Raw genomic sequence first — 13,250 nt, 5'->3', positions numbered from 1 at the left:
CGCCGCGCGGGCGGACTACTCAGAGCTGGCGGCGGCCGGAAAAGGCCTGAGCCAGCGTGCCGGCATCGACGTATTCGAGTTCGCCACCCACGGGGACACCGTGGGCGATGCGCGTTGCCGACGCGCCGTGACGCGCCGCCAGGTCGCCGATATAGCTGGCGGTGGCGTCGCCCTCCACCGTGGCGCCGGTGGCTAGTATCAGCTCCTTGACCTCGCCGTCTCGCAGGCGTTCACGCAGTTGGTCCAGGCCCAGTTCCTCCGGCCCGATACCGTCGATGGGTGACAGGTGCCCCATCAACACGAAATAGCGGCCGCGGAAGTCGGTGTTCTGTTCCACCGCCAGCACATCCGCCGGCGACTCCACCACGCAGAGCACCCGCGCATCGCGCCGGCTGGAGCGGCAGATGTCGCAGAGCTCGTCTTCGGCGAACATGCGGCATTGCCGGCAGTGGCCGATGCGTTCCAGTGCTTCGCCCAGCGCCTGGGCCAATCGCTGCCCACCCTGCCGTTCGCTTTGCAGCAGATGGAATGCCATGCGCTGGGCGGTCTTCTGCCCCACGCCGGGCAGCACGCGGAAGGCGTCGATCAACGCATCGAGTGCGGGGGCGAATGCCACGAATCCGGCCTGCCTACATGCCCGGGAAATTCATGCCCGGCGGCAGGTTCATGCCCCCCGCCAGATCCGACATGCGTTCCTGCGTGGTGGTACTGACCTTCTGCACGGCGTCATTCATGGCAGCCGTGAGCAGGTCTTCAAGCAGTTCGCGGTCTTCCTCGAACACGCTGTCATCGATGTGGACCGACCGCACCTCGTGCTTGCCGGTCATGACGATCTTGACCAGCCCGGCGCCGGCCTCGCCGGTGACTTCCATGTTCGCCAGCTCTTCCTGGGCCTCCTGCACCTTGCCCTGCATTTCCTGGGCCTGCTGCATCAGTTTGCCGATGGAACCTTTCATTGGCCGCACCTCCGATTCATGGGGTTTGTTCGTCACCACCGCCGTTGCGGGGTTCAATGGAATCTTCGTTGAGCTGCGCGCCCAGCAGGCTCTGCAGGGCATGCACGTTGGGGTCTTCGGCCAGTGCGCGCGCGGCTTCGCTGCGCCGCTCGGTCTGACGCACCTTGTCGCGCCGGGCCGGTGAGTCGTCGCCGCTATCATTCCCCTCGCCGAGGCCTAGCTCGAAACGTACCGACTCGCCCAGTTCCCGGCGAACCCCCTCGCGCAGCTGTTTGACCGCGCGGTCGGTGCGCATGTGCTGGAGCGCCGGCGGCAGCGTGAGAACCAGCGCCTCGCCGTCCAGCTGTCGGCACACACAATTGCGAGCCAGTTCCGCGGTCATGCCGCGCAGACCGAGGCGCGGAATCAGCCCTTCCCAGTTGGAAACGGGATCAGCGTCGGTTGCGGGCGGCGCTGAGTCGGCCGGCATCGGTTCGGGGGCGGCGGTTTCCTCGGGCGGCGCCGCCGACGAGTCAGCGTCGGGCGCTGGCCCGGCAACCGGCCCTACTGACGGGGTGGACGCGGTGCCGGCGGTGGTCGGTTCCGGCCCCCTCGTATCAGCCGGCCGAAAGGCGAGCATGCGCAGGCAGGTCATTTCCAGACCGGTCCGCGGGTCCGGGGCCCAGTCGAGATCGCGCCGGCCGGCCAGGCAGATATCGTAGTAAAGCTGTACATCCGCCGGATCGAGCTGATCCGCCAGCGCTCGATAATCATCCGGGGCATCGATCCCGCTGTCCGGCACCAGTTGCAGCACGGCAATGCGATGCCAGGCCTCGGCCAGGGCATCATGCAGCCCGGCATAATCCGGCGCCCGCTCGTCCAGGGTCTCCACCGCCTGCCACAATCCGGCGGCATCACCCCGGGCGATGGCGTCGAGCAGACCGGTCAGGCGGTCCACGCCGACGCTGCCGAGCAATTCGTGGACATCGGCAGTCCGCAATGCGCCGCCGCCGAACGCCACGGCCTGGTCGGTCAGCGACAGGGCATCGCGCATGCTGCCGTCGGCGGCACGGGCGATCGCCGTAATCGCGCCCGATTCGGCGCTGATCGACTCGATTCCGAGGATGCGTTCGAGTTGGTCGCCAATGTCGGCCAGCGTTAGCCGTTTGAGCGGAAACTGCAGGCAGCGCGACAGGATCGTGACCGGTATCTTCTGCGGATCCGTGGTTGCCAGCAGGAACTGGATACGCGGCGGCGGCTCTTCCAGGGTCTTCAGCAACGCGTTGAACGCGTGGCGCGAAAGCATGTGCACCTCGTCGATGAGATACACCTTCACCCGACCGCGGGTGGGCGCGTACTGGACGTTTTCCATCAGCTCGCGCGTATCGTCCACCCCGGTGCGGGAGGCCGCGTCCACCTCGATCAGGTCGACGAATCGGCCCTGGTCGATTTCCGCGCAGCTCTGGCAGGGGTCGTCGACGCAGGGACTCGCCCCGCTGCCCCGTTCGCAGTTCAGGCACTTGGCCAGAATCCGACCGAGGGTGGTCTTGCCGACCCCGCGGGTGCCGGAAAACAGCAGGGCATGGTGCAGCTTGTCGGACGTCAGGGCATGCGACAGCGCCCGGACCACGTGATCCTGGCCGATCAGGTCCTCGAACCGGCGGGGCCGGTAGGTGCGCGCCAGGGCTTGATAGCTCATCTCACGGATGCCTCGGCATGACCACAGCGCCCGCCGCCCCGGGCCGAATCGCAAAAATGGCGGCGGACCGCGCCAGCCACACCCCGGCGCCCGATGCCACCGCTGCCGCTGCTCCCTTCCGGGCCTGACGGGGTTCACGGCGTCTCGTCGCGGGGGGACCGACGCGGACCACCATTGCCTGTCGCGGGGCGCACCGGAAACGGCGATGCCCGCAGGCATGCCGTGGTGCGCCAACCGCCGATCGATCGATGGAAAGCGATCGATCAGGGAAATGGCGGAGAGGGAGGGATTCGAACCCTCGGTACGGGGTTACCGCACACACGCTTTCCAGGCGTGCTCCTTCGACCGCTCGGACACCTCTCCGTTTTGGCGTAATCGCTACTCCAGTCGTCGTTCGCACATTCAGGTGCGAGCCGCGCATTCTAACAGAGGCGAATCAGCCACGAGCATCCTGCATCTGGGGCGGAGACACCAGGCAGCGGCGGGTGTCTTCGACCGACTCTTCTTCACCCTCGGCCGGCGGGAATGCGCCCACGGGACCGTTCTCGGCCACTTCCGGGATCGCCAGGTTCGGGTCGGGCTCGGGCGCCTGCATCCCCGCCGGCACCCGCAGCGGCGGGAACTCCTTGGCGGTGTGATACGGCTGGTCGTTCAGGCAGGCCGGGCCGGTGCAGGCCGCGAACAGCGGCAGCAGCAGCGTCAGAGTCAACATCCGGATCACGTTATCGCTCCCACATTGCGCAGCGCTTCACGCACGGATTCGTGGAAGCGCTCTTCCAACGGCGTCATCGGCAGCCGGATGCCGGGGCCGATCCGCCCCATTTCGTACAGCGCCCACTTCACCGGAATCGGGTTGGGCTCCAGGAACAGCGCCGTATGCAGCCATTGCAGGGTAGCATCCAGCTTCTCGGCGGTTTCGCGTTCGCCGTTGATGGCAGCGGTGCACATCTCGTGCATCAGCCGCGGCGCCACATTGGCGGTGACGGAAATGTCACCCTTGCCACCCACCAGCATGGACTCCATCGCGGTGCCGTCGTCGCCGGAGAAGATCATCAGATCATCACCGCAACGCTGGATCAGTTCGTGGATGCGCTCGAGCGAGCCCTTGGCTTCCTTGAGTGCCACGATATTGTCGATGGCGGCCAGCCGCTCCACCGTTTCCGGCAGCATGTCCACGCCGGTGCGCGACGGCACGTTGTAGAGCACCTGCGGAATGTCCACCGCCATGGCGAGCGCGTGAAAATGCCGGTAGAGCCCTTCCTGCGTGGGCTTGTTGTAATACGGGCAGACCAACAGACAGGCATCGGCACCCGCCCGCTTGGCGTGGCGCGTCAGACGGATGGCCTCGTCGGTGGCGTTACCGCCGGTACCGGCGATCACCGGCAGACGCCCGTCCACCAGTTCGACCACCCGTTCGATCACCTCGTCGTGCTCACGAAACCCCAGGGTTGCGGATTCCCCGGTCGTGCCCACGGCCACGATGCCGTCGGTACCCTCGGCGATGTGCCATTCCACCAGGTCACCAAGACTGTCCCAGTCCACGGTGCCATCGGCGTGCATCGGCGTTACCAGGGCAACCATGCTCCCGCCCAGTGCCACCATTGCCTCTCCTGCCGCGAAAAACGGGCGGCGAGTATAACGCAGGCAGGGCGTATTCGGGTCCGTCGGGGCCGGCCCGGTGCTATCATCCGCTTCTTTGGGGCCAGCCACCGGGAAGGGCATGCCGGAAGTCCGAAAATATCTTGCGCTGACGGCGCTGGGGGCACACCGCGAGACGCTCACCGCCGACCTCATCAGCGCGGTGGAGAAACGCGGCTGCGACATCGTGGAATGCCGTCTGGCGCCGCTGGGCCGTCAGGTCACCGCCGCGCTCCTGATCGCGGGTAACTGGAGTGCGCTGGGCAAACTCGAGAGCGCCCTGCCCGGCCTGGCCGAACAGCTCGATCTCCAGCTCCACTACGCCCATACCGAGAATCCCGATCTGGCGCCCGATTTCCGCCCCTACGCGGCCGAGGTCTCGGCGCCCCAGCAATCCGGCCTACTGGGCGAGCTGGTGGGGTTCTTCCGCGGCCAGGGCGCGCGCGTGGTGGAAATCACCAGCCAGGGCTACGATTCCGGCTACACCGGCGGCGCCATGTGCGGGGTGCATATTGCACTGCAGGTGCCGATGACCCAGCATCCGCAGACGCTGCGGGAATCCTTCATGGATCTGTGCGACGACCTGCACGCCGACGGTATGCTCGACCCGATCAAGTCCTGACCCAGCCTTTTTTCGACCAGGCCCCCATGACCGAACTGCTCGACCAACCCGCGCCCGATATCGTCCTGCCGGCCACCGGTGACCAGACGATTTCGCTGGCCGATCTGCGCGGCCGGACCGTGGTGCTGTATTTCTATCCCCGCGACAACACGCCGGGCTGCACCCGCGAGGGCGAGGCCTTCCGCGACCAGTACGAGCAGTTCCGGGAGGCCGGCGCCGAGATCCTTGGTGTGTCGCGCGATAGCGTGCAGAAGCACGAGAACTTCCGCGCGAAGTACGATTTTCCCTTTCATCTGCTGGCCGATACCGAGGAAACCGCCTGCCGCGCCTTCGGGGTGCTGCGGGAGAAAACGATGTACGGCCGCAAGTCGATCGGCATCGAACGATCGACCTTCCTGATCGACGACCAGGGCGTCGTCCGCCGAGAATGGCGGGGCGTGTCGGTCAAGGGCCATGCCGACGAGGTGCTGCAGGCAATCGTCGAACTCTAGGCCCGTCTCACCGTCAATCCACCACTGCCGAGTGCTTGCCTCATGGCGCGCCGTGTATTCGTTCTTGATACCAACGTGCTGATGCACGATCCCGCCGCCCTGTTCCGCTTCGAGGAACACGACATCTTCCTGCCCATGGTGGTACTGGAGGAGCTGGACGCCGGCAAGAAAGGCCTGTCGGAGGTGGCTCGCAATGTCCGCCAGGTGAGCCGCTTCCTGGATGAACTGATGCAGGGCTGCTCCCATGCCGATATCGAGGCCGGGATTCCGCTCAGCCCCCTCACCCGCAGCGGCGAGAACGGCGATGCCCCGGTGGCATGGGGCCGTCTGTACTTCGAGACCCACAACCCCTCGGCCGAGCTGCCGACGGTCCTGCCCGGCAGCAAGGCCGACAACAGCATCCTGCTGAGCGCCCTGTCGCTGCGAGCGGAACAGCGTGAGCGGGAGGTGGTGCTCGTCTCCAAGGACATCAACCTGCGGATCAAGGCCGCGGTCATCGGAATCGACGCCGAGGACTACTACAACGACAAGGTCCTCGAAGACCTGGATCTGCTCTACACGGGCACCGGCACCCTGCCCGCCGACTTCTGGGAGCAGCACGGTGATTCTCTCGACTCCTGGCAGGAAGGCACCCGCACCTTCTATCGCGTCGCCGGGGAGGATACGCAGGAGTGGATCCACAACCAGTGCCTGCATTTCGACGCCGACAACGATGTCGAGCTAATCGTGCGCGACCGTGACCAGGACGGCGCCACCCTGGCACTGGCCGACGATTACCGCGAAGGGCGAAAAGCCGTCTGGGGCGTGAACGCCCGCAACAGCGAGCAGAACTTCGCCCTGAATCTGCTGATGGACCCGGACATCGACATCGTCACCCTGCTCGGCGCCGCCGGCACCGGCAAGACCCTGCTGGCCCTGGCCGCGGGTCTGGCCCAGACCATGGATGAGCAGCGTTACCGCGAAATCGTCATGACCCGCGTGACCGTGCCGGTGGGGGACGACATCGGCTTCCTGCCGGGCACCGAGGAAGAGAAGATGACGCCCTGGATGGGCGCGCTGATGGACAATCTCGAGGTGCTGACCGGCAATCAGGAGGGGTCCGACTGGGAGCGGGCCGCCACCAACGAGCTACTGGCCAAGCGCATCAAGATCCGCTCGGTGAACTTCATGCGCGGCCGCACCTTCCTGCACCGCTACATCATCCTGGACGAGGCCCAGAACCTGACGCCCAAGCAGATGAAGACCCTGATCACCCGCGCCGGCCCCGGCAGCAAGATCGTCTGTCTGGGTAATCTGGCTCAGATCGACACGCCGTATCTGACTGAAACCACGTCCGGACTGACCAACGTGGTCGACCGTTTTCGCGGCTGGGAACATGCAGGCCACATCACCTTGGCCCGGGGCGAGCGGTCACGCCTGGCCGATTACGCGTCCCAGGCGCTGTAGGCGGTAACCTCGACGTGATTGCAGGTTCCCGCGCATAACACTAACCGCGGTCACGGCGCTGTCTCCAACGCATCCTGGGTTGTTCGCGGCCAGGCATTGATCACGGCGTTGACCAGCGTGGCCAGCGGAATCGCGAAGAAAACCCCCCAGAAACCCCAGACGCCGCCGAAGAACAGCACGGCGGCGATGATGACCACCGGATGCAGGCTCACGGCCTCCGAGAACAGGATCGGCACCAGCACGTTGCCGTCCAGAATCTGCAGCACGATATAGGCCGCCAGTACGTACAGCGTGTAGGCGGTCGGCCCCCACTGCGAATAGGCCACCAGCATCACCGGCAGGGTCATGAAAAAGGCGCCGATGTAGGGCACCAGCACCGACAGTCCTACCAGCGCCGACAACAGCATGGCGTACTTGAGGCCGAGGACCGAGAACACCAGGTAGGCCACGATCCACACCAGCGCGATCTCGACCGCCTTGCCACGGACGTAGTTGGCGAGCTGCAGATCCACTTCACTCCATACCTGGCGGACCATCCCCTCGTTGCGGGGGCCGAAGCGGCGCAGCCAGGCGAGGATCGCACCCTTGTCGCTGAGCAGGAAGAACACCAGCAGCGGCACCAGTACCAGATAAACCGCCAGATAAAGCAGGCTCACCCCCACGACCACCGAGCGCGACAGCACCACCTGACGCAGGGAACCGATGTCGCGGGTTGCCGCGTCCATCACCGTATTCACCTGATCCTGGGTAATCAGCGCCGGATAGCGTTCGGGCAACCCCTCCAGCCAGCTCTGGATGCTGCCCACCACGCCGGGCACGTCCTGGAGAATCTGCACCACCTGGCGGGCCAGCAGCGGCACCAGCGCGAATGCGCTCAGCAACACCGCGAGCAGCAGCATCAGTGACACCAGGGCCGCGCCAGCGCGGCGAGGCACCCGCCAGCGTTCCAGCCGCGCCACCGGCCCCTCCAGCAGATAAGCGAAGACCACGGCCGCGAATACCGGTGCCAGATAACCGCCGAAGAACACCACCAGCAGGATGCCGCCACCCAGCAACAGCGACAGCGTGACCACCTGGGGGTCGGAAAAGTGGCGGGAAAACCAGTCTCTTATGATATTCATTGCAATGACTCGGGTCGCTGTCCATGCTCGCCGGGGGCCGTATCGCGCCGGGGATTGAACCGGCACCGAAATCGGGCGTCAAACCCGGTACCATTATGCCGTGCCGTCAGCGGAATCATTCTAGTGCGTCCCGTCCTTCTGTTCTTCCTGAGTCTGGGGCTGACCGTCGGCACGACGGCCAGCGCCGCCGATTACGACCTGCCGTCGATCGGTCAGCCGGCGGATACCGTGATGTCTCCGGCAGAGGAGGACCGCATCGGGCGCCAGGTGGTGTCGCAACTCCTCAAGAATGGCGCCATCCTGGATGATCCCGAAATCTCCGCCTACCTGCGCAGCGTCGGCACCCGGCTGGCGCTGCAGACCCGCAGCCAGCCGGATGATTTCGAATTCTTCCTGATCAACAGCCAGCAGGTTAACGCGTTCGCGCTGCCCGGCGGCTATATCGGCATGAATGCCGGTCTGATCATGGAGTCGGAGACGGAAAGCGAGATGGCCGGCGTGATGGCCCACGAAATCGCCCACGTCACCCAGCGCCACATCGCCCGCCAGATCCAGGCCACCCAGGGCATGTCGATCGCGACCGCCGCGGCCATGCTGCTGGCCATCATTGCCGGTGGTGGCAACCCGGCGGTGGTCCAGGCTGCGATCACCATGGGCATCTCCGGTCTCGGTCAGCAGCAGATCAATTTCACCCGGGCGCACGAACTTGAGGCCGACCGGCTGGGTATCCGGACGCTCGCCGGGGCCGGCTACAACCCAAACGGCATGAGCGGCTTCTTCGAGAAGATGGAGCGCCGCTCCCGGCTCTACGGCAATCAGTTGCCGGAGATTCTGCTGACCCATCCGATCAGCACCACCCGCATTGCCGAAGCGCGCTCCAGGGCACGCGAATACGGTTCCAGCCACATCGAGGAATCGGATCGCTACCGGCTCATGAGGGCCCGGGCGCGGGTCCTGTCCAGCAGCCAGCCGACCGATTCGCTGACCTACTACCGCGAACAGCGCAAAGGCAGTCATGCCCATCCCGCCGACGACTATGGATACGCCCTGGCCCTGTCACGCGTCGGCCGGAGCGCTGCGGCCCGGGATATCCTGGCCACGCTGACCGAGCAGACCGGCACCGCGCATCCGCATTTTGCCCTGGCCCTGGCCCAGACACAGTTCGAAACCGGGGCGGATGACGCCGGCCTGGCCACCCTCGACCAGCTACGGCGTGAATATTCCTCCTATCGGCCGGTTATCCTTGCCTACAGCGAGGCACTGCTGCGGACCAACCAGCCGGCCGAAACCCGCGCGTATCTGCTCGACCAGAGCCGCATGCTCAATCGCGACCCGCACCTGCATCAGTTACTGGCGCGCGCGGCCGATCAGATGGACCAGCCGGAAGAGGCCTATTACCAGGAAGCCGAGGCCCACCGCTTGCGCGGCGAATACGGCGCCGCCATCTTCAAGCTTCGTTCGGCGCTGGAACTGCCAGACCTCAGTAGCCAGGCAGAATCCCGTATCCAGGCGGCGCTCACCCGTTATCGTCAGCAATGCGACCGCCTGTGGTCGGAAAGCGAATGCCGTAAGCGCATCGAGGGTGTGGTCGGGCGACGGGACTGGTAGCGGCGTCTCCCGCGGGCTCCGCGGTCACACGGCCGGGCGAAGGTCGCGCACCGGCGCCATGCTGTTCCAGAGCTTGCAGCTCGGACACTGCCAGTGCAGATACCGGCCCGAAAAGCCGCAATGCCCGCAGTGATAACGCGGCTGCTGCTCCATGATCTGCTGCAGCGACTGACGCAGACTTTCCAGCGGCCCTGACAGCCCGGAGCGCGAATCGGTCGAGGTCAGATCGAGCAGGTGGTAGAACCCCATCCAGCTGGGCTCACCCTGTAGATAATCGGCGAGGAAGGCGATGGCCCCGTCACTGTCCCCTTCGCGCTGCATCAACCGAGCCATGGCAATGGAGGGCGCCGCCCCCGGGTAGCGCGGGATAATCTGCTCCAGCAACTTGCGATACCCGTCGGGCTGATCCAGCACGTCATGACAGCGCCGCAGCGGCTCGATGATCTCGGTGACGAAATCGATATCCTGACGGATCACCTGTCGATAGGCCTTGATCGCCGCGGTGTGATCATCCGCGGCCTCGGCGATCTCGCCGCGCAGCAGGCTGGCCCGCACGCAATCCCGATACTCATGTCGGGCGCGGCCGAGATGGTTCAGGGCGGCGTCGGCATCGCCGGACTCGCGTGCGGCTTCCGCCATTTCACAGTGGTACTGGGCAATCACCGGTCGCAGGGCCTGCCCGCGGGCCGATTCCAGCCGACGCGTGGTTTCGATCGCCTGGCGCCAGTCCCGCTCGGCCTCGTAGATCGACAGCAACCCCACCAGCGCCCGTTCCAGAAACATGCCCTGGTCCACCAGTTCGCGGAACAGGTCCTCCGCGCGGTCCAGCACCCCGGCGCGCAGATAATCCTGCGCCAGTTCGAACCGCGCCTGGTTGCGATGGATCGCCTTCAGATTGGGCCGGGCCACCAGGTTCTGGTGGACCCGCAGTGCCCGGTCGACCTCGCCCTGGCGACGGAACAGATTGCCCAGCGCGAGATGGGTCTCGACGGTTTCGTTGTCGACCTCGAGCAGCCGCATGAAGACCTCGATGGCCTTGTCGGCGTCCTCGTTGACCAGATGGCTGATACCACGCAGGTAGTCGGCGTGGACGACCGGCGGATTCTCCTCGGCCGGGCGAAAGCGCCCGCGCAGGTACCAGCCCGACGCCGCTGCCAGGGGCAGCAGCAGAAGGACCAGCCAGAGTCCGTCAAGCATCGTGTATGGGCATGCTCCGCAGGTTGCGGATCTCGGTGCGCGCGTCCTTCAGACCGCGCTGCGTCTTCGCCAGCTCCCGGCGCAACCCCATCATGCGACCGAGCAACAGTAGCAGCGCAATGGCGAAACCGAGCGCGAAGTCCAGGATCAGGACCACGACCAGGGGCACTCGCGCGTCGCTGAACAGCAGATCGACGGTCACCAGCTGAAAGTTGAAAAACCCGAAGGTCACGCCCAGCACCAGGGCGGCCACGAGAACGAGATTGCGGAGCAGTCGGAGCATGCGAGGAAACCCGTGAGGCCTAGCCAAACCAGCGCCAGATTGTAGCAGCCGCGCCAGCCGACCCAGCGGACCGGCTCAGGGACCGCCGTTGACGCGTTCGCGCAGTTCCTTGCCGGGTTTGAAATGGGGCACGTACTTCTCGGGGATATCCACCGACTCACCGGTCTTGGGATTGCGGCCGATGCGCGCCGGGCGGTGATGCACGGAAAAACTACCGAAACCGCGTATCTCGATGCGGCCGCCAATCTCCAGCGCATTGGCCACGCGATCCAGCACCAGTTTGACCGCCAGCTCGACATCCCGGTGTCCGAGATGTGTCTGGCTGGCAACCAGGCGCTCGATCAGTTCGGATTTTGTCATCGAAGCCCCCGCCAATATTGCTCCCACCTTGTTCGAGGCTAGACCAAATACCGGGCACCGACAAGCGGTGCCCGGTCAAGGACTTACTCGCGATCGCCCATCTGCTCCTTGAGCAGATCGCCGAGGCTGGTGGTACCGGTGGTGTTCTCGGTATCGCCGTACTCGCGCAGCGCTTCCTTTTCTTCCTTTTCTTCCTTGGCCTTGATCGACAGGCTGACCGTGCGGTTCTTGCGGTCCAGACCCATGAAACGGGCCTCGACTTCCTCACCCTGCGACAGCACGCTGCGGGCATCCTCGACCCGGTCACGCGCGATGTCGGAGGCGCGGATATAGCCGGAGATATCGTCCGTGAGCTGCACCGTGGCGCCCTTGGCGTCCACTTCGGTGATGGTGCCGGTCACGATGGTGCCCTTCGGATTCGCGGCCACGAAGTCGGACAACGGATCCTGGGCCAGCTGCTTGACGCCCAGCGAGATGCGCTCGCGGTCGGAGTCGATGGACAGCACCACGGCTTCCACTTCCTCGCCCTTGCGATAGTTGCGCACGGCCTCTTCGCCCTGCTCGTTCCACGACAGGTCGGACAGATGCACCAGGCCGTCGATGCCGCCGGGCAGACCGACGAAAATACCGAAATCGGTGATCGACTTGATCTGGCCGGATACGGTGTCGCCCTTCTGGTGATTCTGCGAGAAATCGTCCCAGGGGTTGGCGCGGCACTGCTTCATGCCCAGCGAGATGCGACGGCGCTCTTCGTCGATCTCGAGCACCATGACCTCGACTTCCTCGCCGACGTCCACCACCGCACCCGGGTTGACGTTCTTGTTGGTCCAGTCCATTTCGGAGACGTGGACCAGACCTTCGACACCCTCTTCGATCTCCACGAAGGAGCCGTAGTCGGTGATGTTGGTGACGTTACCGAACAGGCGGGTGTTCTCCGGGTAGCGGCGGGCGATGTTGACCCAGGGGTCGTCACCCAGCTGCTTGAGGCCCAGTGACACGCGGGTGCGTTCACGGTCGAACTTGAGCACCTTGACCTCGATCTCGGCGCCGACTTCGACCACTTCGGAGGGATCCTTGACCCGCTTCCAGGACATGTCGGTGATGTGCAGCAGACCGTCGATGCCGCCCAGATCCACGAACGCACCGTAGTCGACCAGATTCTTGACGATGCCCTTGAGCACCACGCCTTCCTGCAGGGTCTCCAGCAGCTGCTTGCGCTCCTCGCTGTATTCTTCCTGGAGCACGTCGCGGCGCGAGACCACCACGTTGTTGCGGGCGCGATCCAGCTTGATCACGCGGAACTCGAGCGGCTTGCCTTCCAGATAGGTGGTGTCGCGCACCGGGCGCACATCGACCAACGAACCCGGCAGGAACGCGCGGACGTTGCCCACGTCCACGGTGTAACCACCCTTGACCTTGCCGCTGATGGTGCCGGCCACCGATTCGCTCTTCTCGTAGGCGGTGTTGAGGAAATCCCAGGTGCGGATGCGCTCCGCCTTTTCCTTGGACAGCCGGGTGGCGCCGAAGCCGTCCTCAACCGCTTCCAGAGCGACCTCGACCCGGTCGCCCACGTTGATCGAGAGTTCGCCGCGCTCGTCGTAGAACTCCTCAATGGGGATGACACCTTCGGACTTCAGTCCGGCATCGACGATGACCACGTCGGACTTGATTTCCAGCACCTCGGCATCGACCAGCGATCCGGGGAGCATGGTCTGCCCCTTGAGGCTTTGTTCAAATAGCTCGGCAAAACTTTCAGTCATGGTTGAGGAAATTTCCTACGGCCTCCGGCGGATGCGGGTCGTTGCCCGGCTGGCGAAGTGCCGTGTTGTTGTGTGAAACCGCCGACACGA

Annotated in this window: 14 protein-coding genes, 1 tRNA gene and 1 other RNA gene; 4 read left to right on the top strand and 12 right to left on the bottom strand. The window is 65.1% G+C overall.

The features are described from left to right. Window positions 1–19 precede the first annotated feature (19 nt). The 7 genes from recR to dapA all read right to left on the bottom strand — a co-directional run bounded on the left by recR (window position 20) and on the right by dapA (window position 4,236). Complete coding sequence (gene recR, locus RM531_RS02250) at window positions 20–616, bottom strand: recombination mediator RecR (protein WP_311656975.1); 597 nt, start codon at window positions 614–616, stop codon at window positions 20–22. A gap of 13 nt (window positions 617–629) precedes the next feature. Then, entirely contained in the window at window positions 630–956 is a 327-nt protein-coding gene (locus tag RM531_RS02245; protein WP_349255378.1) for a YbaB/EbfC family nucleoid-associated protein, read from the bottom strand. 16 nt (window positions 957–972) lie between these two features. Next, on the bottom strand, window positions 973–2,634 hold the full coding sequence (gene dnaX, locus RM531_RS02240; RefSeq protein WP_311656972.1) for a DNA polymerase III subunit gamma/tau: 1,662 nt from the start codon (window positions 2,632–2,634) through the stop codon (window positions 973–975). A 73-nt stretch (window positions 2,635–2,707) separates the two neighbouring features. Beyond that, an RNA gene (ffs, locus tag RM531_RS02235) (signal recognition particle sRNA small type) lies at window positions 2,708–2,798 on the bottom strand. 108 nt (window positions 2,799–2,906) lie between these two features. Beyond that, window positions 2,907–2,997: transfer RNA gene (locus RM531_RS02230), tRNA-Ser, on the bottom strand. 73 nt (window positions 2,998–3,070) lie between these two features. After that, window positions 3,071–3,346 (bottom strand): hypothetical protein, encoded by a 276-nt coding sequence (locus RM531_RS02225; RefSeq protein WP_311656971.1) that lies wholly within the window; start codon window positions 3,344–3,346, stop codon window positions 3,071–3,073. Between the two features lie 5 nt (window positions 3,347–3,351). Then, window positions 3,352–4,236 (bottom strand): 4-hydroxy-tetrahydrodipicolinate synthase, encoded by an 885-nt coding sequence (gene dapA, locus RM531_RS02220; protein ID WP_311656970.1) that lies wholly within the window; start codon window positions 4,234–4,236, stop codon window positions 3,352–3,354. A gap of 118 nt (window positions 4,237–4,354) precedes the next feature. Between dapA and RM531_RS02215 the strand changes: the two genes are divergently transcribed. Genes RM531_RS02215 through RM531_RS02205 form a run of 3 tightly spaced genes read left to right on the top strand, consistent with a single transcriptional unit; the run spans window position 4,355 to window position 6,831 of the window. After that, the gene (locus tag RM531_RS02215) at window positions 4,355–4,894 is read left to right on the top strand and encodes a glycine cleavage system transcriptional repressor (RefSeq protein WP_311656969.1); all 540 of its coding nucleotides are present in this window, start codon (window positions 4,355–4,357) and stop codon (window positions 4,892–4,894) included. Between the two features lie 26 nt (window positions 4,895–4,920). Next, entirely contained in the window at window positions 4,921–5,385 is a 465-nt protein-coding gene (locus RM531_RS02210) for a peroxiredoxin (protein WP_311656967.1), read from the top strand. A 42-nt stretch (window positions 5,386–5,427) separates the two neighbouring features. Then, the gene (locus RM531_RS02205; RefSeq protein ID WP_311656965.1) at window positions 5,428–6,831 is read left to right on the top strand and encodes a PhoH family protein; all 1,404 of its coding nucleotides are present in this window, start codon (window positions 5,428–5,430) and stop codon (window positions 6,829–6,831) included. A gap of 50 nt (window positions 6,832–6,881) precedes the next feature. Here RM531_RS02205 and RM531_RS02200 read toward each other — a convergent pair whose 3' ends face one another. Beyond that, window positions 6,882–7,952 (bottom strand): AI-2E family transporter, encoded by a 1,071-nt coding sequence (locus RM531_RS02200; protein ID WP_311656963.1) that lies wholly within the window; start codon window positions 7,950–7,952, stop codon window positions 6,882–6,884. A gap of 123 nt (window positions 7,953–8,075) precedes the next feature. Between RM531_RS02200 and RM531_RS02195 the strand changes: the two genes are divergently transcribed. Further along, the gene (locus tag RM531_RS02195) at window positions 8,076–9,560 is read left to right on the top strand and encodes a beta-barrel assembly-enhancing protease (protein WP_311656962.1); all 1,485 of its coding nucleotides are present in this window, start codon (window positions 8,076–8,078) and stop codon (window positions 9,558–9,560) included. Between the two features lie 24 nt (window positions 9,561–9,584). Here RM531_RS02195 and lapB read toward each other — a convergent pair whose 3' ends face one another. The 4 genes from lapB to rpsA form a co-directional block, all read right to left on the bottom strand. After that, on the bottom strand, window positions 9,585–10,757 hold the full coding sequence (lapB, locus tag RM531_RS02190) for a lipopolysaccharide assembly protein LapB (RefSeq protein ID WP_311656961.1): 1,173 nt from the start codon (window positions 10,755–10,757) through the stop codon (window positions 9,585–9,587). Then, the gene (locus tag RM531_RS02185; protein ID WP_311656960.1) at window positions 10,750–11,040 is read right to left on the bottom strand and encodes a lipopolysaccharide assembly protein LapA domain-containing protein; all 291 of its coding nucleotides are present in this window, start codon (window positions 11,038–11,040) and stop codon (window positions 10,750–10,752) included. Before RM531_RS02185 ends, lapB begins: the two co-directional genes overlap by 8 nt. Before the next feature lie 75 nt (window positions 11,041–11,115). Further along, window positions 11,116–11,400 carry an integration host factor subunit beta gene (locus RM531_RS02180; protein ID WP_311656959.1) on the bottom strand — a complete coding sequence of 95 codons (285 nt, stop codon included), beginning with the start codon at window positions 11,398–11,400 and terminating at the stop codon, window positions 11,116–11,118. 83 nt (window positions 11,401–11,483) lie between these two features. Further along, window positions 11,484–13,160: a 30S ribosomal protein S1 gene (gene rpsA / locus RM531_RS02175; RefSeq protein ID WP_311656958.1), complete on the bottom strand. Its 1,677-nt coding sequence runs from the start codon at window positions 13,158–13,160 to the stop codon at window positions 11,484–11,486. Between the last annotated feature and the right edge of the window lie 90 nt (window positions 13,161–13,250).

The organism is Spectribacter acetivorans (assembly GCF_031846305.1).
Lineage (GTDB): Bacteria > Pseudomonadota > Gammaproteobacteria > Nevskiales > Salinisphaeraceae > Spectribacter > Spectribacter acetivorans.
Note: the sequence above shows the minus strand (reverse complement) of the source record. Positions and strands in the feature narration are given on the sequence as shown.

Excerpts from the sequence above, each read along its gene's own strand:
- RM531_RS02245 (WP_349255378.1), bottom strand. The coding sequence starts at position 956 with ATGAAAGGTTCCATCGGCAAACTGATGCAGCAGGCCCAGGAAATGCAG.
- dnaX (WP_311656972.1), bottom strand. The coding sequence starts at position 2,634 with ATGAGCTATCAAGCCCTGGCGCGCACCTACCGGCCCCGCCGGTTCGAG.
- RM531_RS02225 (WP_311656971.1), bottom strand. The coding sequence starts at position 3,346 with ATGTTGACTCTGACGCTGCTGCTGCCGCTGTTCGCGGCCTGCACCGGC.
- dapA (WP_311656970.1), bottom strand. The coding sequence starts at position 4,236 with ATGGTGGCACTGGGCGGGAGCATGGTTGCCCTGGTAACGCCGATGCAC.
- RM531_RS02215 (WP_311656969.1), top strand. The coding sequence starts at position 4,355 with ATGCCGGAAGTCCGAAAATATCTTGCGCTGACGGCGCTGGGGGCACAC.
- RM531_RS02210 (WP_311656967.1), top strand. The coding sequence starts at position 4,921 with ATGACCGAACTGCTCGACCAACCCGCGCCCGATATCGTCCTGCCGGCC.
- RM531_RS02205 (WP_311656965.1), top strand. The coding sequence starts at position 5,428 with ATGGCGCGCCGTGTATTCGTTCTTGATACCAACGTGCTGATGCACGAT.
- RM531_RS02200 (WP_311656963.1), bottom strand. The coding sequence starts at position 7,952 with ATGAATATCATAAGAGACTGGTTTTCCCGCCACTTTTCCGACCCCCAG.
- lapB (WP_311656961.1), bottom strand. The coding sequence starts at position 10,757 with ATGCTTGACGGACTCTGGCTGGTCCTTCTGCTGCTGCCCCTGGCAGCG.
- RM531_RS02185 (WP_311656960.1), bottom strand. The coding sequence starts at position 11,040 with ATGCTCCGACTGCTCCGCAATCTCGTTCTCGTGGCCGCCCTGGTGCTG.
- RM531_RS02180 (WP_311656959.1), bottom strand. The coding sequence starts at position 11,400 with ATGACAAAATCCGAACTGATCGAGCGCCTGGTTGCCAGCCAGACACAT.
- rpsA (WP_311656958.1), bottom strand. The coding sequence starts at position 13,160 with ATGACTGAAAGTTTTGCCGAGCTATTTGAACAAAGCCTCAAGGGGCAG.